Genomic DNA, 26,527 nt, shown 5'->3' with positions numbered 1-26,527 from the left:
TTCTAGGCGGCGATCCGCTCACACTCTTCGATGCAGTGTTCGCAGGCCTTGGCGCAGGCTCGACACACCTCGTGGTGCTTCGCGTGCTTGCGACACTCCTCTTCGCAGGCCTTGCACACGCCCGAGGTCGCCTCGGCGAAGGCGGCCAAGTGGGGCGATCGATGGGCTGCGAGTTGGGCTAGGGCCCGGCAGGCGATTACCAACTCCTGCACGCGCACGGCGCAGTCGGCGAGGGTGGTGTCGTCTGACTGAAACTCGCTCAGGCAGTGGGCGATGCAGTCATCGCCAGTGGTGACGCACTGGAGGGCGCTGTCGCGGAGCTTGTTGTCCACCGCGTGCATCGCGTGATGGCCGGACTGCTCGTGATGGGCTGCACGGCTGGCCTTGGCGAAGGCCAAGCCGGCAAGGGCTGCCGTGGCCCCGCTCAATACGTCACGGCGCGCCCAAGCGCGTGCTCCTTCGGATCGATCATCCTTAGCCACGGTGTGTTCTCCTCGTTGCAGAGCTCAAAGCAAAAGCGTACTGGAAATCGACCGCGAGATCCCAGAAGCGGCGCCTCTAGCTCGGCAGGAGCCCCAACCCCGTGTAGGTAATGGCCAAGACGATCGTACTGACCACGCCGAAAGCCAGCGCGCAAGCTATCGCCGGTCGGTGAAACATGGGCAACAGGTAGGCGGCCGGTGCGATCAGGGCCTGACACCACCGCTGCGTAGCGAGGGTGGGAAGGAATCCCAGGGCGAACACGGGGAAGGCGCCGAGGCCGACGGCGTACAAGTACACACCGGTCAGGCTCTCGAAGCGGATGCCGAAGCGAAAGGAACCGCCGACGGCCTTGAGCGCTGACGCGGGGCTGCCCGCGAAAGCGCCCGTCAGGGCTGTCCACAGGAGGAAGGAGAGGGAGGTGAGCAGTATCGTGAGCGCCAGGCGAGCAGCCGCGTCACCTAGCAGAAAAAATAGGTTATGTGGGGCGCTGCTTGAGAGGAGTCCGTCTAGGTGTCTGGTGTAGACTCGCGCCATCGCTAGGTTGACCAGAAAAACGACCGGGAATCCATGCAACGCCACCTGAGTCCACATTGCTCCTTGCAGGGCGGATGGTCGCCGCAACAAGAAGATGGTCAAGCAGGGGAGTAGGGTGCCTGCGCTCACCAGTGCTATGTTGCGAAGCAAGCGTGGCCAGGCCGTGGGCGCGCCGTGAACGTAGAGCCGTAGGAGGCCGTTGCGCACGGTGCGATAGAGCGTCGCCTCGTCAAAGGTGAGGAGCCTAGAGAAGAGCGCCATGGGGCCTAGCCTGCCATGGGAGGTGCCCGAGCGCCCGTGCCCGCTCATCGGGATCAATCGCTTGGTCGTTGCAGATTATTTTAATCCGGGTAATATTCGACGCCCTTACCCAACTGGCGGCGAGCTATGACATCCGATACCCGTCACTACTGCGCCTTTCGTGCGGGCCACGAGGTCGCACGGGGGCGACTGTTCGAGGTAGCGCTCAGGGTGCGCGACCTGGGCTCGGAAGTTCCATCGCAGATCTTCGATCTGGGAGATGGGCGCCTTGTCGACGTATTACTCGAGGGCACGGACGAGTCCATTTCGCAGTGGATTGCAGAGCACCACCCACACCGGGTGCAAGGAGCTTCCCAAAGATCTCGGGGGCGCCCAAGGCTCGGGGTCGTTGGGCGTGAGATCACCCTGTTGCCACGCCAATGGGATTGGCTCAACTCGCAGCCCGGTGGGGCTTCCGCGAACTTGCGCAGGTTAGTAGATGAAGCGGCCAAGCGACCGGCAGCGCTTCGCGATGCGGCGCGCGATGCTACCTTCCGCTTCCTGAACGCGCTTGCCGGGGACTACCCGGGCTTTGAGGAGTCCCTGCGGGCCCTGTACGGGGGCGATCGTGAGGCCTTCTCGGCCCACGCGGCCGCCTGGCCGGATGATGTTCGCCGTCAGGCAGCAGCCTTCGCGGACGCCGCCTGGTCGTGACTCCCCTTGGCTTCACAAGGCCTCACGGGCCTGCGCTCCAGCGCTGCAGGTTGAGGAACTCGCGGCGGGTCTTGGGGCCGTAGGTCTCGAAGTGCGGATCTGGCCGGTTGCGGTAGCCCTCGCGCCATGCGGCCACCTGATCATTCCCCAGGTGTGCCGCGCGCACGTCCAGTGGAACCTGATAGATACGTAAGGCGTTCAAGCCAAAGATCTTTGCGCGGATGGCTGGGGTCATCTGGGGGTAGGCGAAGCGCTCGCGTAGCGGCTCGCTAATCTGAAAGGTGCGCATCGCTTGGATCTGATCCTGTGGTGAGCCATACCAGATGGAGTCCGTACCCCAGAGGATGTTGTCCTCGCCGAGGTGTAGCAGGAGTTTGCCCAGCGCGTGGGCCGCCTGATCCGGGTCGCGCATGAGGAAGCGCCAGGTAGAGCCTAGCTCGGCAAACACGTTGTGCCGCTTGCGCAGGCCAGCCGCGCGTACGGAGCTGATGAGCTGGTCGATGCCGTCCGTACGCTTCGGGTCGTACGGCCCTTCGGGACGGCTGGTCGTGAAGCCTGAGTGGTAGATGAGGAAATTGACATCCGGGTACTGCTTCGCCACCCGGCCGACATCGATACAGGTGGAGTGCTCGTAAGAGCGCGCGCCGAAGGGCAAGCCCTTATGCACGGCGATGTTCCTTACGCCCAAGCGGCGAGCTTGCTCGATCATAGCGAGGCCGACATCGTCGTCGAGAAAGAAGCCCGTGCCGGAAGGTCCCCATTGCGTATAGGTCTTCCACGCGGCGATACCGAATTGCTGCGATAGGCGCTCCATGTCCTCCAGGTCACCGGCCTGGTTTGGGTTGACGCGGCCGTGCAGGTAGAGACGTCTCGTGCCGCCCAATTTGGCGACGATCTCCTGCGTGGCTGCCGCCTCTTCTATCGTGAGCGGTTCGCCATCGCGTGTGGAGGGCACAAAGGACAGCACGGCGAGGTCTGTGTCCGAGTCCAGGAAGAGATGACGAATAAAGGCGTCAGGGCCGAGGCACTGCAAGTGGTCGCGCGGGCCTCCCATGGCGGCGGCGGCGCAATTGTCCGTCTGGGCGAAGCGCAAGGGGCTGGCCTCGTCCGGCAGTGCGCGAAGCCATGCACCTGTGGGGTTCACGAAGTGCCCCTGCACGTCGAAGATGAACTCATCCCCGGTGACTGCCGCGACGGCAGTATCGTCGTCGAGGGCCGCTGTGCCAGGGAGCTCGTAGTAACCCCCTCGGCGGCCGATGGCGCCAAAGGCCTCGTTCATGGCCAGGAGGGTACTGGCGGCACCGCAGGCGCTGACGAGGAAGTCCCTGCGGGAGCGACCCTGGCGTCGGGCATGTTCGGTAGCGCGGGCCAGGGCGTGGTCGCAGGCGTAGCGGTGAATCGGGGCGAGGGGCACCGGTTCGAACTCGCCGTTGCTGGTGCTGTCCAGCTTTATGGGCAATCGCTGCCCGTTTGGATCGACCGACTTATCCACCATCTGATCCCCCAAGCGCGTGCCTAAAGGCACGATGCGCGGGGCTGCCCTTGGGTCGCGCCGGTCCGAGGCAGCGGGTGGGTGGTCTCAGCCGGCCGTCGCCGGGTGGGCGAGCATCGCCAGCTTCGGCGTCCGGTCCACCCTGTACAAGCCCCAGTGCTTCTCTGGTTCGAGCGGATCCGCCGAGCCCTTCCAGGGCTCGTCAAAGGCCTCGAAGATGAAGGTGAGGATTTGCTCGCGATCGGTCCAGTTGAGCAACTGCTCGTAGTAGCCTGCCTGCAGTTCCTCGGACGCGTTGTGGGGCTCGATGCCCCGACCATTGGCCGCCGTGGTCCAGCCCGCCTCGGTGATGATCACCGACTTATCTGGATAGTGCTCGGCCACGGAGCGGTAGTTTTCCTGCGTGTATGCGAGCGCCTGGTCCAGGGAGCGGTACTCCCATACCGGGTAGGTGTGGATCGCGATAACGTCGAGGGTCTCGGCCAGCGGTTGTAGCTTCTGTGTCCAGGGCACGTAGTTCTCGCAGAAGGTCACCGGCTGTGGAATGCCTGCGCGCATCTGCCGCGCGTAGTACACCAGGCGCTCGACGGGCACGAGATGATCGGTCCAATCGACGCTCGCCTCGTTGCCTATCGACATAGCCATCACCGCGTGCGGGTGTGCGCTGGCTAGGGCGATGGCGCGGATAACGCGGGACTCGTTGGAGGCGCGATTTTCCCGCAGGGTCTCTTCGCTGAAGTCGGCGCCCCAGGGACAGTTGGGATTGCTTACCTCGGCCGCTAGGTCGACGCCTAGCATGACTCGCAAGGGCAGATCTTCCTGTTCGATCACCTCGAGCACAGTCTGCGCGTGGCGGCTGCAGTCGTACAGGCGCAGGTACTGCCAGTGGGGCGCTAGGATGTGTAAGTCCTCACGGATCTCATCGTACGATGGGTACAAGCCGTGTCCTGGATGCTGGCCTTCGCGATAGCCGGAGTAGCAGATGGCGCGCCCGTAGGTCGGTAGGGAACGGGCGATGAACGGATGGGCGAGGATGTCAGACATACTTCGGCGTCCCGTGTTGATCCCACAGGCCCCAGTAGGCGCCCACATCGCCCTCGGCCGCGACCTTCCAGGTCTCGTCGAAGGAAGAGAACCAGAACACCTCCACGGCGTCTTCCTCAGCCCATTGGTAGGTGTCGAGGAAGTACTTAATGGCGTGTTCGAAGGACGGCACGGCGCCGCCCACGGGCGTGCCGATGTTTGGCCAGCCGGTCTCGCTCACGATTACCCGCTTGCCCGGCGCGACGCGCTGTGCACGGCGGTACATGTCCTTCATGTATAGGCAGGCGAACTCGGCCGGGCAGCTCTCCCAGAACGGGTAGCAGTTGGCGAGGATCACGTCGCAGGCTTCGGTGATGCGCGGGTGCACTTCGAATTCGAAGTACGCGTCGACGTAGCCCACCGGCACCTCACTAGGCACGGCGGCCTGTGCGCGATGGAGGTACTCGAGCAAGTGATCTTCGGTGAGGTCACCGCGCAGAAGCACTTCGTTGCCTACGCCCAGCACGTCGACTAGGCCCGCCTTGGCCAGCTCGATGCCCGTGGCCAGTTCCTGCTCGTTCTTTTCGTGATCGTTGCCGAGCCAGACGCCGACCATGGTACTGAGCCCTTCACCCTTTGCGATGGCCGGGATCAGCTCGTTGCCGTCGCTGCACGAGAAGGTGCGGATCCAGCGCACGAAGGGTTGGATCACAGCGAGGCGTTCGCGGATCTGGCCCTCGCTCACCTTGACCACCTTGGGGTCTTGGCCCTCGATGTAGGGGCTGAAGGAGATGCCGTGGAGGCCACGTTCGAGAAGCTCGCGCACTAAGAGGCGTAGGTCTTCTACGCTGCGGTTGCGGATATCGACCCCGGCGAGGGAGAGCTTGCGTTGGTAGGGCGACATCGACATGAGCCTTGCCTCCTGTAGTTAGGGTTTGAACAAAAGTGCGGTGCTGAGGCGTACGATGACTTCGCGTACATGACCCTCGCGGCGGAACAGAGATTCGCTATCCGCGCTGGTCAGGGTGAGTTCGGCTTGCGAGTGATCCGTGCCGTCCGTGTAGTGCACGGTGATGCCTGCAGCATCCTCTACCTCGACTAGCGTGTAGCGCACGGGCACCTGACACCATGTGAAGCCCAGGCTGTGCGGCGACAGCGCGAGCTCGTGCCACGTGCCGTCGAGGGCCAGGTAGCGAAGGGCGGCAGGGGCGGCGAGAAACTCCTGGCCACGCAGCAGCTGTGGGCGGAAGCTGACGCGCCCGTCGCGCACCCGAACGCCGAGTTCGCCAAAGCGCGTTAGCACCTCTTCTTTGACTTGCCCAGTCATTCCCGGTTGGCGTGCGCCGGCGTGGCCTGGCGTGTGCGAGTAGGCATCCATGGGGAATGCGCCGAACTCTGCGGGGGACTTGTTGAAGCCGATGCCTGCACGCACTTGGTAGTAGTGTTCGCCAAGGCGATGGCAGGTGAGCTCATCGGTTCCCGCCTCGAGAGCGGCGAAGAACGTCTCTTGCACGGCGAGTAGCAGCTTGGACACCATATGCCAATAGATGCACCCGAGGCCTTCGAAGCCAAACATGGTGCCCGACCTGCCGGTGAAGGCCTGGTGGTCGAACACCTGCTCGAACAAGGTGAGAACGCCGTCTCGCGCCGTGGCCACGATGCCCTGGAAGGGCTCAGGCAGGTCGTTGAGCGCTGCCTGCAGATCATCGGCATTGGTGAAATTCGCGTTGAAGCGGTAGGCGCCGTCGGCGTCGCGGTAGAGGACATCGTCGTTGCCTTCGGCGAGCAGGCGCGAGAGCAGCGGGTTGGCCTGTACCTGCGTTTGCGTCAGGCGGTTCTTGTCCAGAAAGCTCGCTAGCTTGCGATCCGGGTACAGCATGAAGCTGTGTTGGTCCACGCGGTAAATGGAGCTCGCAAATAGGCCGTCCAGTACGGCGACGGCCTCCTTTGGTGCCAAGCTACCCGCGCTGAGGGCCGCCACCTGACCCTCGAGCATCGGATACAGGTGACCGAGCTCGAGTCGCTCCTCGCCCACCCCCAACAGGTTGTAGGCGTGGTAGAGGCCGTCATCGCGGCGGTTGCTTTGAATGCTGTGGTCCACTACCACTCGGGTGTCCTCGAGAAGATCTGTGATCTTGCTCATGGGCAGCGCCTGCGGCGTACCATCGCCTGCGCCCTCGGCGTAGACCTTCGCGCGGTAGGTGCTCGCTGCCTCACCAAGTTGAACGAGCAGCGCGTAGCGATCGTGATCGTTAGCGACCGTGCCCGCGCTCAGCCTGCCGCGGAACGCGTGCAGGGCCGCTGCGGTCCCTCGCAGCCAATCCGCAAGGGGCGCGCTGAGCGTTGCTGGCGCCTGCTCGGTGCTGAGCAGAACGTGGAGAAACCTCACGTAGCGGCGAAGGTAGTACAGGGTGACCATCGACAGTCCCTGGCCGACCAGGGCATTGTTGGCGTCGTTCCACTCCGGACGCTGCGTGTTCATCCAGATGCCGCCGTCCACCACCAGGTTGCCCAGCTTGGCCAGCAGCGGCACGAGCAGTTTCTCAAGCAGGGTAACCTGTAGGACCTCGCCCTCACGAGTGAGGATCAGCTTTGCATCGCCGCCCATGTCTTCAAGGCGCTGCTCGATCGCCAGGGCTTGCTCATCGGCGTAGTCGACCGTGGTCTTCGGGTCCTCGAGCAGGGCGCGGAACGGCCGAATGCGATAGGGCACGTTGGCGTAGGCGAACAGAGGCGCGTGCAGAAGCGCCTGCAGGCGCTGAGGATGGAACTGGCGCGAGAGCTCCAGGAGTTTTTGCAGGTAGATGATCTGATGATCGCCCCAATAGCCGATGTAGCTCCAGGGGTCGTCGGGCTCTTCGACCTCCCAGTCGATCCCCTCCTTGGTGATCCGGTACGGGTTGTAGCCGTCCATGGTCGAGGCGTTGACGAACTTGGCGACCATGTGCTCGACGTACTCGGGGATGCTGAAGGCGAGCGCTTCCCAGTTCTGGAAGACGTCGCGCCAGTTGCCCTCGTACCAGTAGACCGGCTGGCCCTCGGCGTCTTGGGTGCGGATGGAAAACTGATTCCACGGTCGGCTGGGGTCGCCGTGGCGCCGGCCAAAGGCGATCGGTAGGTACTCCTGCGCAAGGCGCTCCAATTGGCGATCGCCAGCGGCCGCCACGCGTTCGCGCAGCTCCCACACCTTGAGGTTCGCAGGGAGGGCGAGTAGGAGGGATTCATGGCGCTCGTAGACCGGGCGGTTGAAGGCGCGCACGGTGGCCGCGAAGTCACCCGCGGGCACCTCGTACTGGGAGGGGAAGTAGCCGCCGCGCAGCACATTCCACATCACGTTTGCGTAGTGGTGAGCGGCGACGTTCTCCTCTGCGGTCCCCTGATAGCCGTCGCAGGAGGCGATGATTCGAGCCAGCGCATCGCCGCCCACAGCCACGCTCTGATCTACAGCCTCGGCGAGTGCCCCGGGGGCGCGCAAAGCATGGCTTAGGTTGACCACATCGCCTTGGGACAGCTCTAGGTCGGTGATCAGGCACCATGGGTTACTTGCCCCTGGCTCGAGGCTCAGGCGTTGATGCACGAAGTAGGCGCCGCGGATTCCACGCTCACGGTCTTCCTCACGTAGCGGTTCGCCGTGACGAAACGCCTCGAGTTGCTTGGAGGAGACTAGGCGCGTGGGGGCGTCGACGCCGAGGCAGTAGGCGACGTTGGCCTTGAGCGACTCGCACGGCGCGGCGCGGTCGGTGATTCCCGAGTACAGGGTAAACAGGGCCAGGCCTGAAGATGAATCCAGTTCGGTCCACTTGTACGCATCGACGAGATTGCTGGAGTTGGTCTGGGTGAACCTCGGCGTCCCGGCGGGAAGCAGGTTGGCGAGACCGTCGAGAAGCTCGAGTTCGGCCGTGCTCTCGCCTAGGTTGAGTAGCTCACAGCGACGCACGAAACCGTACTCGGCGCTCGTCTCCCAGGTATAGCGGAAGGCGAGTTGGAGGTCGTGGTTGACTTCTTCGAAGCGCAGCTTGTGCCCAACTAAACTCTTCGCCAGCTGTCGACTGGTGGAGTAGCGTCCGTCGTGCTCTCGGTTGAAGGGTTCCCAGCGCTGAGGCGTTTGGCCGCTGCGGTGCACTCGGATGATCGTCTTCGGTCCCGTGTGCGGCAGACTTTCGTGGATTCGGTCAACGGTTACGTAGGGGAACAGGGCCGTGTCGGGCGACACCCGTCCCGCCGTGAGACCGCCCGTCGATGAGACGAAGAGCCAGTGGTCTGTGCTGGAGATGACGCTGACGAAGAAGGGTGCCATATGGTCGACGTCGGTGATCGCGTAGTAGCGTTCGCCGGTGATCTCGACGAAGGCCCCTGCGGGCACAGGGCGGCCGCTCGCGGCCTGCGGGTAGTGGTGTTCGACGGACATAAGCAACGTACTCTTGTCGTTGTCTTCTGGGCCGGTGCCCCGGGCGCGCGCTGCGCCGGATACCGAAAATCTGACTACAGTTTAATTGTGTCTGACAGCGCTGTCATTCAGAATCCTGGATCTGCGAGGCAGGGAGCGGTCACCGTGAGGAAAGCAATCGTCGTCAGCGCTGCGGTAGTCTGTTTACTTGCCACCGCGCTCGATGCTGCGCCGCCACCTGCAGTGTGGGCAGTAAACGTCAACGGGGCCGCCTACGAGGCGCTGGATGGCACCCGCTTCGTCTCCGAGAGCGATGTAACTGGCGGCACGCCAGCGACCCTCGAGCGGGTCAAAGGCAGCCAGGATCCGGCGCTCTACGCGGGCTATCGAGTGGGTGATGTCCGCGTGTCCCACCCCCTGGCATCGGGCACCTACGATGTGACCTTCTACTTCGCCGAACCGTTGGCTGCACCGGCGGGGAGAAGAACCTTCGATGCCTACCTCGAGCAGGTGCGGGTGATCGAGGGCATTAACGTGATGGGTTGGCGCGATGGCAAGGCTCAGTCAGCTCTCACAGTGACGGTGCCGGGAGTGTCGGTTAGCGATGAGCGCCTCGATGCGCACTTCGTGGCCCGCCAGGGCGAGCCTGTGTTGAGCGCTCTGTCCGTTCGCCAGGCCGCGGGGCCTACTGGATGGAAGCTCGCCTGGCGCGATGAGTTCGACGGCGGCCACGTCGACCACACCCGCTGGACCGCCGATCTGTGGCCGGCGCGCAAGGTCAACGATGAAGATCAGGTGTACACGGCCCGAGCGCGCAATCTGCGCGTGGCGAACGGTCAGCTGATCATCGAGGCGCACCGCGAGAGTTACGGAAACGGCCAGTACACCTCTGCGCGCATCCACTCGAAAGACAAGGGTGATGTGCTGTACGGTCGCATTGAAGTCCGCGCAAAGCTGCCGCAAGGGCAGGGCACTTGGCCGGCCATATGGATGCTGCCTAGTGACCCCTTTCGCTACGCAACTCGGTGCAGCGCCGGCGAGTGGCAGGGCAACGATGCGTGTGATGCGTGGCCGAACTCCGGAGAGATCGACATTATGGAGCACGTGGGCTACCAGATGGGGCATGTACACGGCACGGTCCACAACGAGGCCTACTATTGGGCCAAGTGGGAGCAGCGCAAGGGCCGCATTATGCTCGATCAGGTGGACGATCGCTTTCGCATCTACGCCCTGGAGTGGACACCCGAGCGCATCGATGCTTACGTCGATGACACCCACTACTTCTCCTACGTCAACGAGCACGATGGTTGGCGCTCTTGGCCCTACGATCAACCCTTCCACCTGATCTTGAACCTCGCCGTAGGCGGGGCGTGGGGTAGGGCCGGTGGGCCGATCGACGAGACGGTATTCCCGCAGCAGCTCGTCGTCGACTACGTGCGAGTATACGAGCCGGCGGGCGAAGCTACGCCGCGCTGAAGGTGCTTCGCAAGGCCGGCCCTAGAAGACGCTGGAGATGATGCGCGTCTTGATGCGGGAGAACTCATCATCCGTTAGGTAACCCGCATCTCGTAACTCACCTAGCACGCGCAGCTGGGACAGGGTGCGGGTGTACTCACCTTCCTCCGTCGTCGCGCTATCGCTCGTACTAGTCAGCGCCGAAGCAGCAGGCGCGCTTGGCGCGTACGCAGCGATAGGTGCGGGTGCTTGCCGTGGCGCCGGTCGCGTAGCCGCGTAGGGCACCCCGCTGCTCGGCCCGCCAGGGATCGCGCTGGTGGCCCCGCCGCTGCCATCCTCGCCCGATTCCTGGTCCGATTGTCGGCGCCGCATGTCGCGCTGGATACGTTCGTTGGCGATACGCGCCCGCTCAGCGGCCGTGTCGACGCCCTGTGCGGCGGCACCGGCGCTGGCGAGTACCACGGTGCAGACGGTGAGGCTCGCGAGGAGTGTGTTCAAGGCCGCGGCGCGGCGGGATGTTCCTTTCATGCTCCGTAGGATAAACCGCTTCTTCGCGCGCCCGCCACGGCTTCAGCTGACGGTCCGCGCTCAGGAATGTTGTATTTTTCATGAAACACTGGTGTTTGAGCACGCAGGTGTCTAGGCTTTGCAACACAGTTGTTCGCCGCCGCGATGAGGAACTCGTGATGGATGCTCGCTCTACGTCTGCCGCCCTGTTGACCGTTGCCGCCGCACTCGTGCTCACGGCCTGTGGCGGTGGCGGTGGAGGCGGTGGCGGTGGTGGAGGCGGCGGTGGAGGCGGCGGCGGAGGCGGCGGCGGCGCAGGGGGTGGCGGCGCAGGAGGTGGCGTCACGGTCCGCTTTGCAGACGCGACCGCGACCAATATTCCCTCTCTGTCCGGGATGTGCATGGATGCCGGCGCTGCGGATGTGGACGGCGATGGGGATCTGGATCTCGTCCTCGCGCAGGAGTTTGCAATAAATCTCCTGCTACGCAACGACGGCAACGGTGTGTTCGAGCAGATCCCCGGCGTGATTCTGGGCGGCAGCGGCGACAACGAGGACCTGCGCCTTGCCGACTTCGACAACGATGGCGATCCGGACATGATCTCCGTGCACGAGGACGACGCCGAGCACGCCTTCTACCTGAACGACGGTACGGGCCGTTTCACGGAAGTGGCTGGGGCTATTCCCCTGGACAGCATCGCCAATGCCGTGGAGGTGCTCGATCTCAACGGTGACGGGCTGCTGGATATCATCCTCGGCAACCGAGGCGACAACATCACCTTGCTGCAACAGCCCGGCACCACCTTCGTGGACGACACGGCCAACCTATCGTTCGGCGACGTGGGCACCACCCAGGATCTGTTGTTCTTCGACGCGGATGGTGACGGGGACCTGGACCTCTTCGTAGCAAACGAGAACGTTAACTTTCTCTACATCAATAACGCAGACGGCACCTTCACTGAGGCGAATGACCGGCTGCCGAGTGGGGATGCGCGAGAGACGCGCGAGGTGGATGCGGCTGACGTGGACAACGACGGGGATCTAGATCTGGTCCTAGGCAACATCACATTTGTCAACAACTTCGACCAATCCAATCAGCTGCTGCTCAATGATGGAAACGGGAACTTCACAGACGTCAGTGCAACCGCGCTGGCGGGCGTCTCTTTAGGGGCGAGCAGCTTCACCATCCAGTTCGTCGACCTGGACAGCGATGGTGACATGGACGTGGTGGCACCGGCCAATCGCCTTAGCCTCGGCGGCACCGTGGCGTTTTGGCTCAACGACGGCAACGGCAACTTCACCGACGACGGTCTTGCGCTGTTCGACGTGCAGCCCATCGGCAGCTTGTTCGACGTCGAGGTGTTCGATGCCAATGGCGACGGTATCGACGACCTTTACTTCTGCAATCGCACGGGTACCGACACCTTCTACTTGGGCCAGTAGATAGCCACTGCCCTCCTAGTGTCCGGTCCCGCAAGTTCGTTGAAGAAGTCGCACGGTGCTTTCTGTTCCTAGGCGCGGCGCGAGGACGAGCGTGGCAGGCCCCACGGGAAAAGGAGCAACGTGCCTAGGGGCAAAAAGTATCCGCGAATTCTTCAACGAATTTGCGGGACAGTACACTAGGCGTTCGCCAGGCGGTTGCGTCGGCGGGCGGTGGCGTTGTCGTCTTCGGCCACCGCCCCGGTAGAATCGCGAATCTTCAGTTCCCCGAGTACCGTGCGCGGCAGGCGACGCGTGTCATGGCCCTTCAGGCGCGCCAGCAACAGGTCGGCTGCGGCGCTCGCAAGTTCGAAGATCGGCTGGCGCACGGTGGTGAGCGACGGCCAGAGGTGGCGCGCCAGCGGCGCGTCGTCGAAACCCGTAACGGACAGCCCGTGCGGCACGCTGAGGCCCATCTCATGGGCGACATAGAGCACGCCGGCGGCCATATCGTCGTTGCTGGCCAAGATTGCCGTTGGGCGTTGGTGGGTGCCGCTAAGCAACTTACGGGCAGCGACTTGCCCGGACTCGAAGCTGTTCAATCCCTGCTGCACGAGGTGCCGTTGAAAGGTAAGGCCGCAGCTTTCGAGACCTTCCTTATAGCCCACGTAGCGGCTCTGGACGGCGCGATGGTCCGGGTGGCCGATGATGAAGCCGATACGTTCGTGGCCAAGAGAGGCGACGTATCGCGTCATCTCCGCGCAGAGTTCGCGGTCGTTCGTGCGCACGGATTCATCTGCGCGGGTGCGAACGCCGGGGGAGATGCGCACGCAGGGCATGTGTTGGGCCTGCAGCATGTCGTTGAGGGCGGTCATCTCGGCGAAGGGCGGCGCGATGATGCAGCCGTCCAAGCGCGTCTCCTTCACCAGGCGCGCAACGATGCTCGGCGCATTTTCGGCGGTGGCCTCGAAGGGGTAGACGAGCAGCTCGTAGCCCTCGGCCTGCGTGCGGGCGAGCACGCCGCCCTGAAGGTCCGTGACGTAGCTGGCGCTCGGGCTCGCGTACGGCCCCGGGTCCTCGTATAGCAGCGCGATGCGGAAGGAGCGCTTGCCGGCCAGACGCCGAGCTGAGGTGTCCGGGCGATAGCCGAGCTCCTCGATTGCCGCCAACACGGCCTCGCGGGTAGACGGGCGCACGTTCGGTTCGTCGTTGATCACGCGCGACACGGTCTTGATGGATACACCCGCCCGCGCGGCGACATGGTGCACATTCACTTTCTGCATCTGGCGCCGGGCTCCTCCTGGCGTCTCGCTCGGGGTCGCTCACCGACCCCACTTCTGGTCCTGAGTATACGCGGACAACATATCGTCCAATCAAATTTTGCCGCTTCGGAAATCCCCTATACGGCCATCCATGGGGCAAAACGGAGGGGCCAAGCGAAGGCGTGGATCACGCGTTCGAAGTCTGCGCCGGGCTTGGCTTGGATCTGAAGCGGGCGGCCCGTTTGGGGGTGAAGCAGGCGCAGGCCCACGCATGCTAGCAGCAGGCGATCGCAGGCGAATTCCTGGCGAAAGAAGCGGTTGTGGCTGCCTTTGCCGTAGGTCGTGTCGCCGATGAGGGGGTGACCGATGTGTTTCATGTGGCGCCGCAACTGGTGGCGCCGTCCCGTCAGCGGGCGCAGGGCCACGAGGGAGTAGCGGCTGGTGGGGTAGCGGTCGACCCGGGCGTCAATCTCTCCGTGGTGCAAGCACCGGTAGGCCGTTTGGGCCGCGCGTGGCGCAGTGCTGGCGCTCGTGCCGGGTTCCTCGACCAGGGGCTGATCGACCGTGCCCTGCGCCGGGCATTGGCCGCGCACGACCGCCAGATAGTCTTTGACCACCGTGCGGTCTTCGAATTGCCTGGTCACCGCCCGTGCCGCGGCGGGGCTCAGGGCGAAGAGCAGGACGCCGGAGGTGGGCTTGTCCAGGCGGTGGATTGGGAATACCCGCCTCGCTAGCTGGTCGCGCAGCAGCTGCAGGGCGAAGCGGGTCTCTTGACGATCTAGGTTGGAGCGGTGCACGAGCAGCCCCGGCGGCTTGTCGATGGCCACCAGGTGGTCATCCCGGTAGAGCACGGTCAGGGCTTGCCTATCGCCCACAATCGGTGCCGCCGCGCCCCTAGAGGATCTCTAACAGCTGTGCGATCGGGCGCCCGAGTGCTGCGCGCTCGCCGTGGATGCCGATCGGGCGTTGGATCAGCTTCGGGTGCTCTACCATGGCGGCGAACAGGGCCTCATCGCTCGTGTTTTCGTCAACGCCGAAGCTCGGGCCGTCCTTCACACGCATGAACTCGCGCGGACTCACCCCGCCCATCCGCCGCGCGATATCGCGCAGCTCTGCCTCGCTGAGCCGCTCGGAGACGTTCATGTACTTGCGCAGCGTGGGCGTGACGCCATGTTCCTCTAGCAAGGCGAGGCCCTTGCGACTGGTGCTGCAGGCGGGGTTGTGGATGAGCACGTAGGTCATGATCGCACTTCCTTCGAGGAGTCTTGGCGCGGGAGCGCAGTGGGGTTCGGGGCTCTCGGTGGGGGCGACGCAGGCGGCGGGTTGGCGCGCTCCGCCGCCTGGCGCCAGCGTTGAACTAGCACTTGGGATTTGACTAGATCGATCGCGTCGATGAGCATCTGGTTGGTGACCTCATCGAACTGCTCGTCGTGCTGAAGCAGCTGATCGAGGGTCGATGAGAGTAGGTCCTCGACGAAGGCACGGTTGCGCTCGGACTGCAGGTCTGCAGCAGCCCCGTCGATTACGGCGAACACGATCTGGGCGACCGTGCGCTCGAGGAGACGGGTGCCGTAGGCGCCGAATACTGGGATTAGCTGGAGTCGCTTGACGTCCTGACTCTCTTCGACAGCCTTGGTGATCAAGTTGTCGACGTAGAGACTCACGTCTGCTCGGTGGTCGCCGTAGGCCTCGTTCACGAGGAGCTCTAGCCGTCTGCCGAGGGCCTCAACTAGCTCTCCCCGTCGCCTTAGCACGACGTCGTTGACGATGCGGCGTATCACGGGCTGATCGGCACGCAGTTCCGCCTGCACGCCGTCGAGCACATTCACTACCACCCGGTCTGCCACCTCCTCCACCAGGATCGCGTAGTAGCGCCCCACCAGGCGCGCTGGGGCCGTATCGGTCAGATCGATGACCCCGAGCTTTTGCAAGCGGTAGATCATGGAGAGGATGCGCAGAAAGCGCAGCGCGCGAAACCCCGCCAGCGGCAGGCAGCCGAGCACTTCGTACCAGTGCAGGAACGGGTAGTGGTACCAGCGGTCGTAGATCTTGCGCCGCACGGCGATCGCCCAGCGCAGCGCAAACTCGCCGAGGAACACGGCGACGAAGCCGAGGTCGATCAGCCAGAAGATGGGATCGATGTGTTCGGCGTAGTAGTCGCCGATCACAGGCAATAGGCGAGAGATCAGCGACGGGAACCACGTGCTCGCATAAAGCCAGTCGAGGATCAACCAAGCGAGGTTGATGACGAGTAGGCCAAGCATGAGCAGGTCGAGCACCAACCAGGTGGTCTCCTGGTTGTGTAGGAAGTTGCGCGGTCTAAACTTGATCATCGTGTAGCGACGTGACGGAGGGCGTTCGCCAAGGGCGAGGCCTGTCGTCGATCGACTTAGCCCTCAGGTCCAACCCTCTGTCCTGGTGTCCACGGCGCGCCTGCCTCGCGCAGGGCCTCTTCAACGGCGGCGAGGGGACCGGACCGCACGCGTGCGATCCGCGCCTCTACGTCTTCCAGGCCGATACGGGCGAGGCTCATGCTCTGGCGCTGGGTGGCCGTGGGGGCCATGCGCGTGGCGAGGGCACCCCCGGCGGCGTAGAGCCTCGAGGCGACGCCGGGGCGATCTGCCTCATTGAGCTTGGCGCGAGCCGGGTTGCCGCGTAGCGTTTCCTGGATGCCGGCCACGGTGCGGTGAACGTCGTCTATCGCCCGGTACAGCGCGACGTCGGCGCTCGCCGCACGCGCCAGCGCGGCGCGCAGGTAGGGGAGGCGGTCGCCGATCTCCTTCAGTGCGCCGCTGGCCGCATCCAACCGTCGGCTTAGGTCGAGCAACTCGAGGCGAAAGGCAACGGTGGCGGCGGGGTCTGCATCCTCAGGTAGGTTGTCGAGCTTGCGTAGGGCGAAGGGCTGAGCCTCACCCAAGGCGCGAACACCCGCTGCGCCGATCTCGATGAGCTGTGCTCGGTAGCTGCCGGGCCCCACTAGCGCACCTTCTGGGTCCCTAAACCACGGCGGCGAGAAGCCGGGCGGGGAGAGGTCGATAGCTTCCCCCGGTGCCGTGCGCATGTTCCAAGCGATTCGATGCAAGCCCTCCTTGGCAGGCACGGACAGGCGGCGAAGAGGGGTCCCGTCCTGCGAACTGATCGCGATGACGTAGCGCGTCTCGCCGGCCAGCGACTCATCGCGTAAGGCGTCGAAGCCCGGGAAGGGAATGTCCGCGTCGTTCCTAGCCAACGCTTGCTCCCGCTCACGCCTAGCCTTCTTGGCCGGCAGGGGAACCTCGGCGAGGAACACGTTGAACACGGCGCCGTGGGGGGGGTTGGGCGTTCGCCAGGCGCTGCTGCCCTGGGTCGGTAGGCCGATCGCCTGACCCGGCTGGGCCGGCAGGAACCACCAGGCATCGCGCACGGGGAACAGGGCGCCCGAACCCTCTCCTGGTATCCCATCGCCGCCCTGGCGCAGGTCGGCGGCGACTCGGCGCAGGGGGCGGTAGTCATCGAGCACGTACAGGCCGCGGCCGAAGGTGGCGCCCACCACGTCGTCGTTGCGACGCTGGAGTTTGAGGTCGCGGAAGGAGGCAGTTGGTACGCCAGCAGTGAAGCGGCGCCAGTGCTTACCGCCGTCGAGGGTTACGTAGAGTCCGTTCTCTGCGCCCAGGAACAGCAGGTTGGGCTCCACGTGGTCTTGTTGGATTGCCCAGACGATCACGCCCTCGGGCAGATCTCCTGAGATATCTCGCCAGCTCTGCCCAGCATCATCGGTGGCGTAGAGGTACGCGCGGAAATCACCGCTTTTGTGATTGTCGGCCGCGATGAAGGCGCCGTCCACGTCATGCTGGGATGCCTCTACGTCGTTGACGAACACCTGCGCCGGTAGGGGAGGCGGCGTTACCTGACGCCAGCGTTGGCCGCCGTCGTCGCTCGTGTGTACCAGGCCGTCGTCGCTGCCTGTCCACAGGCGAGTGTCCTGGAAGGGCGACTCACTGATGGCAGTCAAGGTGGCGTAGCGCGACATGGCGCGCAGGTCCCACAGGGCATCGGCGCTGCGTACCCGTCCGCCAACGGGGAGCTCGAGGCGGTTGGCGTTGGTCGTGAGGTCACCGCTGATCGGCGTCCAGCTGTCGCCGCGGTCGTCACTGCGCCACAAGCGTTGGGAGCCAAAGTACAGGCGCGCGGCGGAACGGGTGCTCACCAGCAGCGGTGAGTCCCAATTCCACCGCTCCGGGGGATCGCCGGGCGCGGGTTGGGGCCGGATGTAGACGTCCTCCTCGCTCGGACGGTGGTGGCGTACAAGGTTGCCGTTCTGGCTCATCTGGTAGAAGACGTTTGGATCCGTGGGGTCGAAAGCGACGCCGTAGCCGTCGGCGCCGTAGGACACGTACCAGTCTTGGTTGCGGATGCCCTCCGTGTGCAGAGTTCGCGAAGGGCCGTGGAGGGTGCCGAGGTCCTGGGCGCCGGCGAGTACATCGTAGAAGGGCTTACGATTGCTCAAGGCCACCTTGTAGAATTGGCTGATAGGCAGGTTAGGGAAATGGCGCCATTTGGTGCCGTCGTCGAAGCTCTCGTAGAGGCCCCCATCCGTTCCGGCGATCAGGTGCGTCGGGTCGCCTGGGTCAATCCACAGGGCGTGGTTGTCGCTGTGCTTTTCTCGGCCCGTGCCCAGCTCCGAAAACGTGCGTCCGCCGTCGCGGCTCACGTGCAGGAACACGTCCATCTGGTAGAGGTGATTCGCATCCGCGGGCGAGGCCTCCAACTCCTGATAGTAGTGGGGCCCCGTGCCACCGGAGATGTACTCGGCCCGGCGCTGCCAGCGTTCGCCGGCGTCGTCGCTGGCGTAGAGTCCGAGATGGTCAGCGTCGGCTTCGATCGTGGCGTACACCCGATCAGGCGCGGCTGGGGTCACGGCGATGCCGATCTTGCCGAGAGGGACATCGGCGGGCGGCAGGCCTGCGCTCAGCCGCCGCCAGTTCACGCCGCCGTCCATTGACTTCCACAGGCCGGAGCCCGTGCCGCCAGCGAGCAGGGACCAGACCGTACGGCGGCGATCGTAGGTCGCGGCGTATACGACCGAGGGATCGGTGGGATGGAACTCCAGGTCCGTGGCGCCGGTGCGTTCGTCCACGTGCAGAACGCGTGTCCAGGTCTCGCCAGCGTCGGCGCTGCGGTAGACGCCACGCTCCCCGCCGTCCGCCCAGAGCGGCCCCTCCGCCGCCACCAGGATCACCCTGGAGTCCTGCGGATGCACCAGGATGCGCCCGATGTGTTCGCTGTGCGCGAGCCCCATCGCCTGCCAGGAGTGGCCACCGTCGAGGCTGCGGTACACGCCGTCACCCCAGGCCACGTGACGGCCGCTAACGTTCTCGCCCGTGCCCACCCACACCGTGTCCGGTCGTTGGGGGTCGAGGGTGATCTCACCGATCGAGTATGTCGGTTGCGCATCGAACAGGGCAGACCAGGTGATTCCGGCGTTAATCGTCTTCCAGACGCCGCCGGAACCGGCGGCTACGTACCAGGTGCTGCGGCGAGTGGGGTGCACCGCGATATCGGCGATGCGTCCGCCGGATACGGACGGACCGATGGCGCGCAGGGCGAGTCCGTCGATCAGCTGGTCGCTGGGTGTGTCGTCGCCGTCGGCAGTGGCGGCGGCTGCGGTCGCTAAGGTCACAAAGATACTGCATGCACAAAGGGTTGTTACCCTGCTGACGGTCGCCATCGTCATCTCAAGCTGCCTCCATTGTTCGCGGACGGGCAGTCTGACCAGGCCACGGGGGCTGACGCAACTGCGCAGGCCAACACGCGCGCCACGTGCTCGCTTGTACCAGCCTCGTCAGCGTGTACGCTTAGGAGCCCGCGTGCGGCCCTGCACGACGCAACCGATGAAGCGAGAGACACATGAAGGACTGGACTTGGTGGATTGCCTTGCTACCGCTGACCCTCGTCGGCTGCGCCGACACCGGTGAGGATATGACCGAGCCGTTAGCCTCCCCTGCGGCCGAAGCCTCCGCCACGCCGAACGACGAACCGGTGGATCGACTGTCGCAAGTACTGGCCGCTCAGTCCGAGGACATGCAGGCACGCTACGCGTGGCGCCATCCGGAGGAGACCTTGCGCCTGTTTCGTATCGAGCCTGGCCAAACGGTCGTGGAAGCGCTGCCTGGCGGCGGCTGGTACAGCAAGATCCTGCTCCCCTACCTCGGCAGCGACGGCACCCTGGTCGGGGCGACCTACGAGGATAGTCTGTGGCCCCTGTTCGGATTCTTCGACGAGGAGGCAATTGCCGAGCGCATGCAGTTCCCCACCCAATGGCCCGACCAGGTGGCGGGCTGGAGTATCGACGGCGCCGCCTCGGTGGAGGCCTACACGCTCGGCACCATGCCCGACCACCTCACGGGCACGGTGGATCGCGTGCTCTTCGTCCGGGCTCTGCACAACCTAGCGCGCTTCGAAGGCGATGGCGACTACATGACGCGAGCGATCGAAGAATCATTGCGCGTGCTTAAGCCCGGCGGCCTCGTGGGCGTGGTTCAGCACCGTGCGCCGAACGACGCCCCCGATGAGTGGGCTACGGGCGCCGCCGGTTACCTCAAGGAAGCTGACGTGAAGCGGGCATTCATCTCCGCAGGGTTCGAGTTGATGACCGAGTCCGGTATCAACCGCAATCGCGCGGACCAGCCGACGCCGGACGATATCGTATGGCGCCTGCCGCCTAGCTTGAGCACTAGCCAAGAGGATCCGGAACTGCGCGCTTCCCTGGAGGCGATCGGCGAGTCAGACCGTATGACAGTCGTGTTCCGCAAGCCAGAGGCTTAGTCTCGGCAGGGGGTGTTTAGCGCGACGGGGTACCAACCCAACCGAGGGTTGGTACCCGCTGGGGGTGTCACCGCAGCAGTCAGCGCCGACCGAAGCGGTACTCGATGCCGAGGGAGAACACGGTGCTGTCGGCATCCTCAAGGGCGTAGTGCGAGATGTCGGCGCTGAGCGAAACGTCAGCTGGCGTGCCGTCGATGGGTGTCTCCTGCTCGAAGTCGCCGAAGTCGTGGTAGCCGACCTCCATTCCGTTCTAGTCGCCGAATCGATAGCCGATCGCTAGCTGAGCGCTGGGAGCCTGGCCGTTTCGCGGCGGGTCTTAAATAACTATATATCTAGATATATAGTTATTTAGTGATCGAACCTACCGACATGAATGACCTGAGCGCCGCAAACGCCTTCGCTGCCCTGGGCAGCGCCAGCCGCGTGGCCCTGCTGCGCCTGCTGGTCAGGGCGGGTACCCACGGCATGAACGTCAGTCAGCTGCGAGAGGCGACTGGCACGCCTGCCACCACCCTGACACATCACCTTGGCAAGCTGGTGCAGGCAGGACTTGTGAGGCAGGAACGGGCAGGGCGCGAACGTCGTTGTCGCGCTGACTACTGCACGATCCGCGCGATCGGGGCGTTCCTGATGGAGGATTGCTGTGCCGGCGCATTCGAGCCGCGCGGTGAGCCCTGTTGCTCAACCACCGATTAACGCCTTCTTTCGCAGAGCACGGATGAAACGCTTCCACGTACACCTGCGGACGGAGAACCTAGCGAGAGCACGGGCTTTCTACAGCGCCCTACAAGGCCAAGAGCGGGGCGTCATCGAGCACGATTACTTGAAGTGGATGGTGGACGATCCCCGCATCAACGTGGCGGTCTCCACCCACGGTGACGGCTCGAGAGGGGTGGATCACGTGGGGATTGAGGCCCAGAGCGACGCTGAACTGGAGGAGATCGCCAAACGCTTGGCCAAGGCACAGATCAGCACCTTGGAGGAGCGCGACGCCAACTGCTGCTACGCCAACTCGAACAAGCATTGGGTGAACGACCCGGACGGCGTCGTGTGGGAGACCTTCCACACGCACGGCGCTCGTCGCACCTACGGCGAGGACGCGACGCCGCGCGTAGAAGCGCCGCTGCCGCGCGCCACGAAGGCTTCATGCTGTGGGAGCGACTGAGCCCGTTTCGCGTAAGCTACGCGCTCGTTAGGGCTCCTCACAGGAGCGGCTTGTCAGGGTAACGGAGCGACGATGACAGGGAACGACCGGCTTCCGAAGCTGATCTTCAAGATCGAACATGCCCAGGCGTGGCGTGAGGCGAAACGGGCCGGCGTCTACGCGGGGGCGCCTATCGACCGCCGAGATGGCTTTATCCACTTTTCGGCCGCAACTCAGGTATCGGGCACGCTCGAGAGGTACTTCGCAGACCGAAGCGACTTGCTATTGATCGCGGTTGATACGAGCCGGTGCGGGGATGCGCTCCTATGGGAAGTGTCTCGCGGTGGTGAGCGCTTCCCCCACTTGTACGCGACCCTATCGATGGAAGCGGTGGTCGGCGTTGAGCCGATCGGGGCGGACGGCACGCTGCCTAACGCCAAGGCGTGGGGGCTCACCGCATGAGCGTCGCGTGGCTGCCTTGGCCACTCATGCGTTTGGCCGTGTTTCAGCTCTCTCCTGAGCAAGCCCACGAGCTTTCCCTCAAAGCTCTGGAAAGTGGCTTGCTACGGCCCAGCACGGCGGCCTTGCGTTCGCGCCCCGCCCTCGCACGCACCGTTGCCGGCCTGCGCTTCGCCAACCCGATTGGCGTCGCCGCCGGATTCGACAAGGACGGTCGCGTTCCTATGGAGGTGCTTGGCCAGGGCTTTGGCTTTGCCGAGGTGGGCACGAGTACGCCTCGCCCGCAAGCGGGCAACCCGCGCCCGCGCGTTTTCCGGTTGGTGGCCGACGGTGCGCTTATCAATCGCCTCGGCTTCAATAATGAGGGGCACGATGCCCTGGCCCTGCGCCTCGAGCGACTGCCGGCGAAGGGCGCACGCCCCGGTGTGATTGGAGTTAACATCGGAGCTAACAAGGATGCTGACGATCGCATTGATGACTACGTCCTAGGCGTGCGCCGCTTCGCCCGCCTGGGCGACTACCTCACGATCAACATCTCCTCACCCAACACCCCTGGCCTACGCGATTTGCAAGGCAAGGAAGCGTTGACGCGCTTGCTGGGCGAGTGTCTCGAGTCGCGTGGTCAGGTACTCGGTTCAGGAGAGGCGTGCCCCGTGTTCGTCAAGATCGCGCCGGACCTCGATGCGCAAGGCTTGGAGGACAGTCTCGCGGTGATCGAAGCCAGCGGCGTGGAGGGTGTCATCGTCTCCAACACCACCAATGCAAGGCCTACCAGCTTGCGCGCAACAGGGACCGAGCGGCAGGAGACGGGCGGCCTCTCGGGAAGGCCGCTGTTCGAGGCCTCGACGGCCATGCTGCGAGCGGTGCGGTCGCGCCTCGGTCCGGGCGTTGCGTTGATCGGAGTCGGCGGTGTCGACAGCGCGCAGACAGCGGAGATCAAACTGAAGGCCGGAGCGGATCTGGTGCAACTGTATACGGGCTACGTCTACCAGGGGCCGGCCTTGATTGGGCAGATGCTCGAAGGTCTCGATCCGCGCTAGGCGCGCACGCGTGTTGGTCTCCCCAAAATCCCGACTGCACATTACACCAAGTCTAAAACTTGCCCTCTCGCCGTACACTGTACGGGCGGACTCAGCACTCCCGTATGGTAGGACTGTTTTCGGCGACTGACGGACGAGGCGCGATCTTCAATGGGCAGCGCAAGCTGGCCGATGCCAGTGAACTCGACGCGCAGTTGCGAACCGGCAGTCATCAGCTTTCAGGAGGTGAGTGAGGTGACCGGCTTGTCTTCCAGCACGGTCGATCGCGAGCTGAGGTGGGCGCGGCTTGGCTCTAGGACTGTCTCCCTGGAGGGGCCAGCCTGACGCGGCTTGCGCTAGGAGACGCCAGCCAAAGCGCTTCGAACGCAGAAGAGTAGGGAGCGCAGCTGAGTCAACGCAGGGTCTGCAATTTGGCTTGGGGCATGACCCACGCGCCTTAGCCAAGTACGATCCCGAGGTGCCAGCCGCGCCTCTACAACACGCTTGCACGCCACGCGCTGGTGGCACCAAAGCGCGAGAAGCGATTTCCCGTGACCTTGCAGCCAGCGGAAGAAACGTATGCTCCCTGCCCGCTCATTTCCCTCGAGACTCCGCGGCATCGCCCGTCTGCTCGTCGATGGCACAAGCGGTATCACCGACGTGGTAGAGCGCGTGCACGGTACCATCCAGGGGTTGGCGCCCCCCGTCGGGCGCAAGGGTGCGCAGCGCACTCGTGGCCCGACCGCCTTCGTATACCGCAATGTGCGTAGCATGATCCGCTTGGTCGGCGAGGTCGCTGATTCGAGCCTTGGCGCCGCCGCCTCAGCCGCCACCACCCCAGCTACGACGCCCGCGACCTATCAGGTCGTCCTCAACGGCATCTTCGGCGATTACCTGGCACAGACCGCGAGCCCCCTAGCGATCCCGATTGGATTACGTGGGCCAACCGGTGACGTAGTCCTCCAGCATCCGCAGCGCAACCTCGATGCGCATCGGTGGATGCATGAGTGCGATACCGGCCGCGTCGTATTGCTCATTCATGGATTGTGCATGAGCGACTCGGGATGGAACCGCAAGGGATACGACCTTGGCGTTGCCATCGCCCAAGACGACGCCTTCCTGCCCCTCTACCTGCGCTACAACAGCGGCCTCGCCGTTGCGAACAACGGCGCACAGCTAGCAGCCCTGCTCGACGCACTCATGGCCCAGTGGCCAACGAGTATTCGGGAGCTAGCGATCGTCGGCTATAGCATGGGCGGCTTGGTGGCGCGAAGTGCAGTACACCAGGCGCTAGCGGCCAACATGCGCTGGACCAAGAAAGTGAGCCAGATGATCTTCTTGGGGACGCCTCATCACGGCTCGCCGCTGGAGCTTGCGGGGAGCTTTGTCGACCGAGCCCTTGGGATCAGCGCCTATTCCCGACCTTTCGCCCGGATAACGCAGGCCCGAAGCGCAGGCATCCACGACCTGCGCCGTGGCAGAGTCTGTCGCGATGATGGACACGTGGCCCTTCCACAGGGCATCGACAGCTACGCGATTGCCGCCACCACGACAACCGACGCCAGCCGGGCGCGGCTACGGGGCGATGGCCTCGTGCCCGTCGACAGCGCGCTCGGGCGCCACCGGGATCCCCTTCGTGATCTTGCGATACCCGACAATCGCCAGTGGATCGCTTACGGACTAGGGCACTTTGACCTACTGAGTCACCCTCGAGTGGGTGCGAAGGTGAGGGAATGGCTGGGCGGGAGCTGCTGAGCGCAGCTCCAACCCGGCAGGGCCTTAGGCGGCTTGCAAGTTACCGGCGGCAGGTCGGCCACGCTCGGTCACAATGTCGAAGGAGACGCGCTGACCCTCTGCGAGCGTATCCATGCCGGCATTCTGCACAGCGCTGATATGCACGAACACATCGCTATCGCCGTCTTCCGGCGCAATGAACCCAAAACCCTTGTTATGATTGAAAAACTTAACCGTTCCGATAGCCATCTAAAGGCCTCCAGACTAGCAAGCGCGGAATCGTGCGCTCTGACCGAACAACCTGATTGCTTTGCGTGACTTGACTGTAGCGCCCCAGGACGGGGCGAGATGAGAAAGGCAGGCGAGACACCGAGGTCGCGGCGGGAGCTTGCGCTCGAATGCAGTGAAACGCAAGCAGTTTCATGCCTCTTTAGTCGATTGACCGCCTTGGCCAGAGGTACAGCCACCTAGCGCGGCGGCCCGTATCGCCGGTAACGACTCGGTGGGGGCACTACTGGCAGCTCGTGGGGGTGGATACGCTTTGCGCGTACACCCACAACAGCGGCGGCGGCGGGCGCTCGGCAGACCGGCTCGCCTTGCGACCGAGGCCTCGGTACGATCTTCACGTGCTGACCACGCCGATAGACCCGGCCCGATTGCCGTGAACCAATCCCCAAACAATCCGCAGGAAGATGTCGCGCTGCTGGCTCGCATCGCCGCGGGAGACGAAGCGGCAATGAAGGCGATCTACGATCGCTACGCAGGGCCGTTGCGCTACTTCGTGAGGACTTGGCTGTCAGATGAGCACGAGGCGGGCGATGTGATTCACGAGGCGATGCTGGCTGTTTGGACCCAGGCGACCCGCTTCGAGGGGCGCTCTTCGGCCAAGTCGTGGATCTTTGGCATCGCACGCAACAAGGCGATCGACCGGGTCCGCTCAACCTCACGTATGGTGCCGACGGAACCTGAGCACTTCGACGACGCGGATGAATCGCAAGACCTGCAGCGAGACCTCGAGGCGATGCAGGATGCGCAGGTGCTGCGCGCCTGCGTCCAGGCGCTTGGCGAGGCGCACCGTCGGGCGGTGCATCTGGCGTTCTTTGAGGACATGGCCTATCGGGACATCGCGCAGGTCGAAGGATGCCCCGTGGGGACGGTCAAGACGCGCATCCTGCACGCGAAGCGCCTGATCCTACGCTGCGTGAACCTGAAGCGCAGCGGCGCCTAAGGTAGGGCTACGGTACGGTGGCGCTTGCGACCAGATCGGCCCGATCGCGAAAGAGCACGAGGGCAGCGTCCCGCGCTGCCCCGTCGGCAAACTGCACCTCGTAGAGGCCCAAGGCGGAAGGGCCGGCCACGATCTGACCCTGTGCGTCGAGCAGCAGTGCGCGTAGGGCTTGTTCCGACACGTCCGCCTGAAACGCCAGCTGTAGAGTGAAGCTGGCGCTCTCGACCGCGGTCGTTTCGCCGGCGGTGACGTAGCGCTCGCCGGTGGCGTTCGACAGCATGATGGCTTGGCCGAGCACCACGGCGGCGAGCACTGCCGCGGCCGCACGCCAAAGGGGCGACGACGGACGCTGCTCCGTCGTCTCGGTGGGGAGCGCCTCGCGTGGCGGCAGGGCCCGTTGCAAGCGGCGCCATCCGAGTTCATCAGCCGTGTCCGCGTCGCCGCTCTCGCGCACCGCGTGACGGATGCGGCGAAATACCTCGATCTGTGCGGCGACATGTGGGTCGCGAGCCGCCGCCTGCTGCACCCGTTGGCGATCTTCCTTGCCGAGCTGTTCGTTGACGAACTCGGGGATCAGCGCGATCAACGTGTCTTGCTCAGAGGTCGTTTCGTTCAAGCGCTTTC

Annotated in this window: 25 protein-coding genes; 10 read left to right on the top strand and 15 right to left on the bottom strand. The window is 64.4% G+C overall.

All coding sequences use genetic code 11. From position 1 onward, the window contains the following. Positions 1-2 precede the first annotated feature (2 nt). Positions 3-482, bottom strand: a complete 480-nt coding sequence (locus AAGA68_11240; GenBank protein ID MEM9385626.1) for a four-helix bundle copper-binding protein — start codon at positions 480-482, stop codon at positions 3-5. A 76-nt stretch (positions 483-558) separates the two neighbouring features. Next, positions 559-1,326: a hypothetical protein gene (locus AAGA68_11235; protein MEM9385625.1), complete on the bottom strand. Its 768-nt coding sequence runs from the start codon at positions 1,324-1,326 to the stop codon at positions 559-561. A 78-nt stretch (positions 1,327-1,404) separates the two neighbouring features. Here AAGA68_11235 and AAGA68_11230 point away from each other — a divergent pair, with 78 nt between their 5' ends. Further along, the gene (locus AAGA68_11230) at positions 1,405-1,971 is read left to right on the top strand and encodes a DUF2239 family protein (GenBank protein MEM9385624.1); all 567 of its coding nucleotides are present in this window, start codon (positions 1,405-1,407) and stop codon (positions 1,969-1,971) included. A gap of 22 nt (positions 1,972-1,993) precedes the next feature. Here AAGA68_11230 and AAGA68_11225 read toward each other — a convergent pair whose 3' ends face one another. Genes AAGA68_11225 through AAGA68_11210 form a run of 4 tightly spaced genes read right to left on the bottom strand, consistent with a single transcriptional unit; the run spans position 1,994 to position 8,894 of the window. Further along, positions 1,994-3,496 (bottom strand): amidohydrolase family protein, encoded by a 1,503-nt coding sequence (locus AAGA68_11225; protein ID MEM9385623.1) that lies wholly within the window; start codon positions 3,494-3,496, stop codon positions 1,994-1,996. Positions 3,497-3,550: 54 nt separating this feature from the next. Further along, positions 3,551-4,507: a glycosyl hydrolase gene (locus AAGA68_11220; protein MEM9385622.1), complete on the bottom strand. Its 957-nt coding sequence runs from the start codon at positions 4,505-4,507 to the stop codon at positions 3,551-3,553. Further along, positions 4,500-5,390, bottom strand: a complete 891-nt coding sequence (locus AAGA68_11215; GenBank protein MEM9385621.1) for a glycosyl hydrolase family 17 protein — start codon at positions 5,388-5,390, stop codon at positions 4,500-4,502. Before AAGA68_11215 ends, AAGA68_11220 begins: the two co-directional genes overlap by 8 nt. A 24-nt stretch (positions 5,391-5,414) precedes the next feature. Further along, complete coding sequence (locus AAGA68_11210; GenBank protein ID MEM9385620.1) at positions 5,415-8,894, bottom strand: hypothetical protein; 3,480 nt, start codon at positions 8,892-8,894, stop codon at positions 5,415-5,417. A 144-nt stretch (positions 8,895-9,038) separates the two neighbouring features. On the opposite strand from AAGA68_11210, the gene AAGA68_11205 reads away from it, so the two are divergent. After that, positions 9,039-10,349, top strand: coding sequence for a family 16 glycosylhydrolase (locus AAGA68_11205; protein MEM9385619.1), 1,311 nt, complete (start codon positions 9,039-9,041; stop codon positions 10,347-10,349). A gap of 21 nt (positions 10,350-10,370) precedes the next feature. On the opposite strand, the gene AAGA68_11200 is transcribed toward AAGA68_11205, so the two are convergent. After that, complete coding sequence (locus AAGA68_11200) at positions 10,371-10,856, bottom strand: SHOCT domain-containing protein (GenBank protein ID MEM9385618.1); 486 nt, start codon at positions 10,854-10,856, stop codon at positions 10,371-10,373. Positions 10,857-11,014: 158 nt separating this feature from the next. Between AAGA68_11200 and AAGA68_11195 the strand changes: the two genes are divergently transcribed. Continuing rightward, positions 11,015-12,277: a VCBS repeat-containing protein gene (locus AAGA68_11195; protein MEM9385617.1), complete on the top strand. Its 1,263-nt coding sequence runs from the start codon at positions 11,015-11,017 to the stop codon at positions 12,275-12,277. A 176-nt stretch (positions 12,278-12,453) separates the two neighbouring features. Here the strand turns inward: AAGA68_11195 and AAGA68_11190 are convergent, their stop codons facing one another. From AAGA68_11190 to AAGA68_11170, 5 genes are all read right to left on the bottom strand, one after another. Next, positions 12,454-13,536 carry a LacI family DNA-binding transcriptional regulator gene (locus tag AAGA68_11190; GenBank protein MEM9385616.1) on the bottom strand — a complete coding sequence of 361 codons (1,083 nt, stop codon included), beginning with the start codon at positions 13,534-13,536 and terminating at the stop codon, positions 12,454-12,456. Between the two features lie 116 nt (positions 13,537-13,652). Next, on the bottom strand, positions 13,653-14,390 hold the full coding sequence (locus AAGA68_11185; protein MEM9385615.1) for a pseudouridine synthase: 738 nt from the start codon (positions 14,388-14,390) through the stop codon (positions 13,653-13,655). Positions 14,391-14,409: 19 nt separating this feature from the next. Beyond that, a complete protein-coding gene (locus AAGA68_11180; GenBank protein ID MEM9385614.1) occupies positions 14,410-14,757 on the bottom strand; it encodes an ArsC/Spx/MgsR family protein in 348 nt (115 codons plus the stop codon). Beyond that, positions 14,754-15,848 carry a hypothetical protein gene (locus tag AAGA68_11175; GenBank protein MEM9385613.1) on the bottom strand — a complete coding sequence of 365 codons (1,095 nt, stop codon included), beginning with the start codon at positions 15,846-15,848 and terminating at the stop codon, positions 14,754-14,756. The genes AAGA68_11180 and AAGA68_11175 overlap by 4 nt, the downstream gene beginning before the upstream one ends. Before the next feature lie 56 nt (positions 15,849-15,904). Beyond that, positions 15,905-19,174 (bottom strand): glycosyl hydrolase, encoded by a 3,270-nt coding sequence (locus AAGA68_11170; protein ID MEM9385612.1) that lies wholly within the window; start codon positions 19,172-19,174, stop codon positions 15,905-15,907. Between the two features lie 227 nt (positions 19,175-19,401). On the opposite strand from AAGA68_11170, the gene AAGA68_11165 reads away from it, so the two are divergent. After that, positions 19,402-20,319, top strand: coding sequence for a methyltransferase (locus tag AAGA68_11165; GenBank protein MEM9385611.1), 918 nt, complete (start codon positions 19,402-19,404; stop codon positions 20,317-20,319). Between the two features lie 79 nt (positions 20,320-20,398). Here the strand turns inward: AAGA68_11165 and AAGA68_11160 are convergent, their stop codons facing one another. Next, positions 20,399-20,563: a hypothetical protein gene (locus tag AAGA68_11160; GenBank protein MEM9385610.1), complete on the bottom strand. Its 165-nt coding sequence runs from the start codon at positions 20,561-20,563 to the stop codon at positions 20,399-20,401. A gap of 125 nt (positions 20,564-20,688) precedes the next feature. Here AAGA68_11160 and AAGA68_11155 point away from each other — a divergent pair, with 125 nt between their 5' ends. From AAGA68_11155 to AAGA68_11135, 5 genes are all read left to right on the top strand, one after another. Then, positions 20,689-21,015: a winged helix-turn-helix domain-containing protein gene (locus AAGA68_11155; protein ID MEM9385609.1), complete on the top strand. Its 327-nt coding sequence runs from the start codon at positions 20,689-20,691 to the stop codon at positions 21,013-21,015. Positions 21,016-21,037: 22 nt separating this feature from the next. Next, positions 21,038-21,484 (top strand): VOC family protein, encoded by a 447-nt coding sequence (locus tag AAGA68_11150; protein ID MEM9385608.1) that lies wholly within the window; start codon positions 21,038-21,040, stop codon positions 21,482-21,484. Positions 21,485-21,556: 72 nt separating this feature from the next. Beyond that, complete coding sequence (locus AAGA68_11145) at positions 21,557-21,925, top strand: DUF952 domain-containing protein (GenBank protein MEM9385607.1); 369 nt, start codon at positions 21,557-21,559, stop codon at positions 21,923-21,925. Beyond that, on the top strand, positions 21,922-22,962 hold the full coding sequence (locus AAGA68_11140; GenBank protein ID MEM9385606.1) for a quinone-dependent dihydroorotate dehydrogenase: 1,041 nt from the start codon (positions 21,922-21,924) through the stop codon (positions 22,960-22,962). Before AAGA68_11145 ends, AAGA68_11140 begins: the two co-directional genes overlap by 4 nt. A gap of 558 nt (positions 22,963-23,520) precedes the next feature. After that, positions 23,521-24,696, top strand: coding sequence for an alpha/beta hydrolase (locus tag AAGA68_11135; GenBank protein MEM9385605.1), 1,176 nt, complete (start codon positions 23,521-23,523; stop codon positions 24,694-24,696). A 24-nt stretch (positions 24,697-24,720) separates the two neighbouring features. Here the strand turns inward: AAGA68_11135 and AAGA68_11130 are convergent, their stop codons facing one another. After that, complete coding sequence (locus AAGA68_11130; protein ID MEM9385604.1) at positions 24,721-24,924, bottom strand: cold-shock protein; 204 nt, start codon at positions 24,922-24,924, stop codon at positions 24,721-24,723. A 412-nt stretch (positions 24,925-25,336) separates the two neighbouring features. Between AAGA68_11130 and AAGA68_11125 the strand changes: the two genes are divergently transcribed. Continuing rightward, positions 25,337-25,903, top strand: coding sequence for a sigma-70 family RNA polymerase sigma factor (locus tag AAGA68_11125; GenBank protein ID MEM9385603.1), 567 nt, complete (start codon positions 25,337-25,339; stop codon positions 25,901-25,903). A 7-nt stretch (positions 25,904-25,910) separates the two neighbouring features. Here the strand turns inward: AAGA68_11125 and AAGA68_11120 are convergent, their stop codons facing one another. Further along, positions 25,911-26,519, bottom strand: coding sequence for a hypothetical protein (locus tag AAGA68_11120; GenBank protein MEM9385602.1), 609 nt, complete (start codon positions 26,517-26,519; stop codon positions 25,911-25,913). Positions 26,520-26,527 lie beyond the last annotated feature (8 nt).

Source organism: Pseudomonadota bacterium, assembly GCA_039193195.1.
Classification (GTDB): Bacteria; Pseudomonadota; Gammaproteobacteria; order Steroidobacterales; family JBCBZW01; genus JBCBZW01.
Note: the sequence above shows the minus strand (reverse complement) of the source record. Positions and strands in the feature narration are given on the sequence as shown.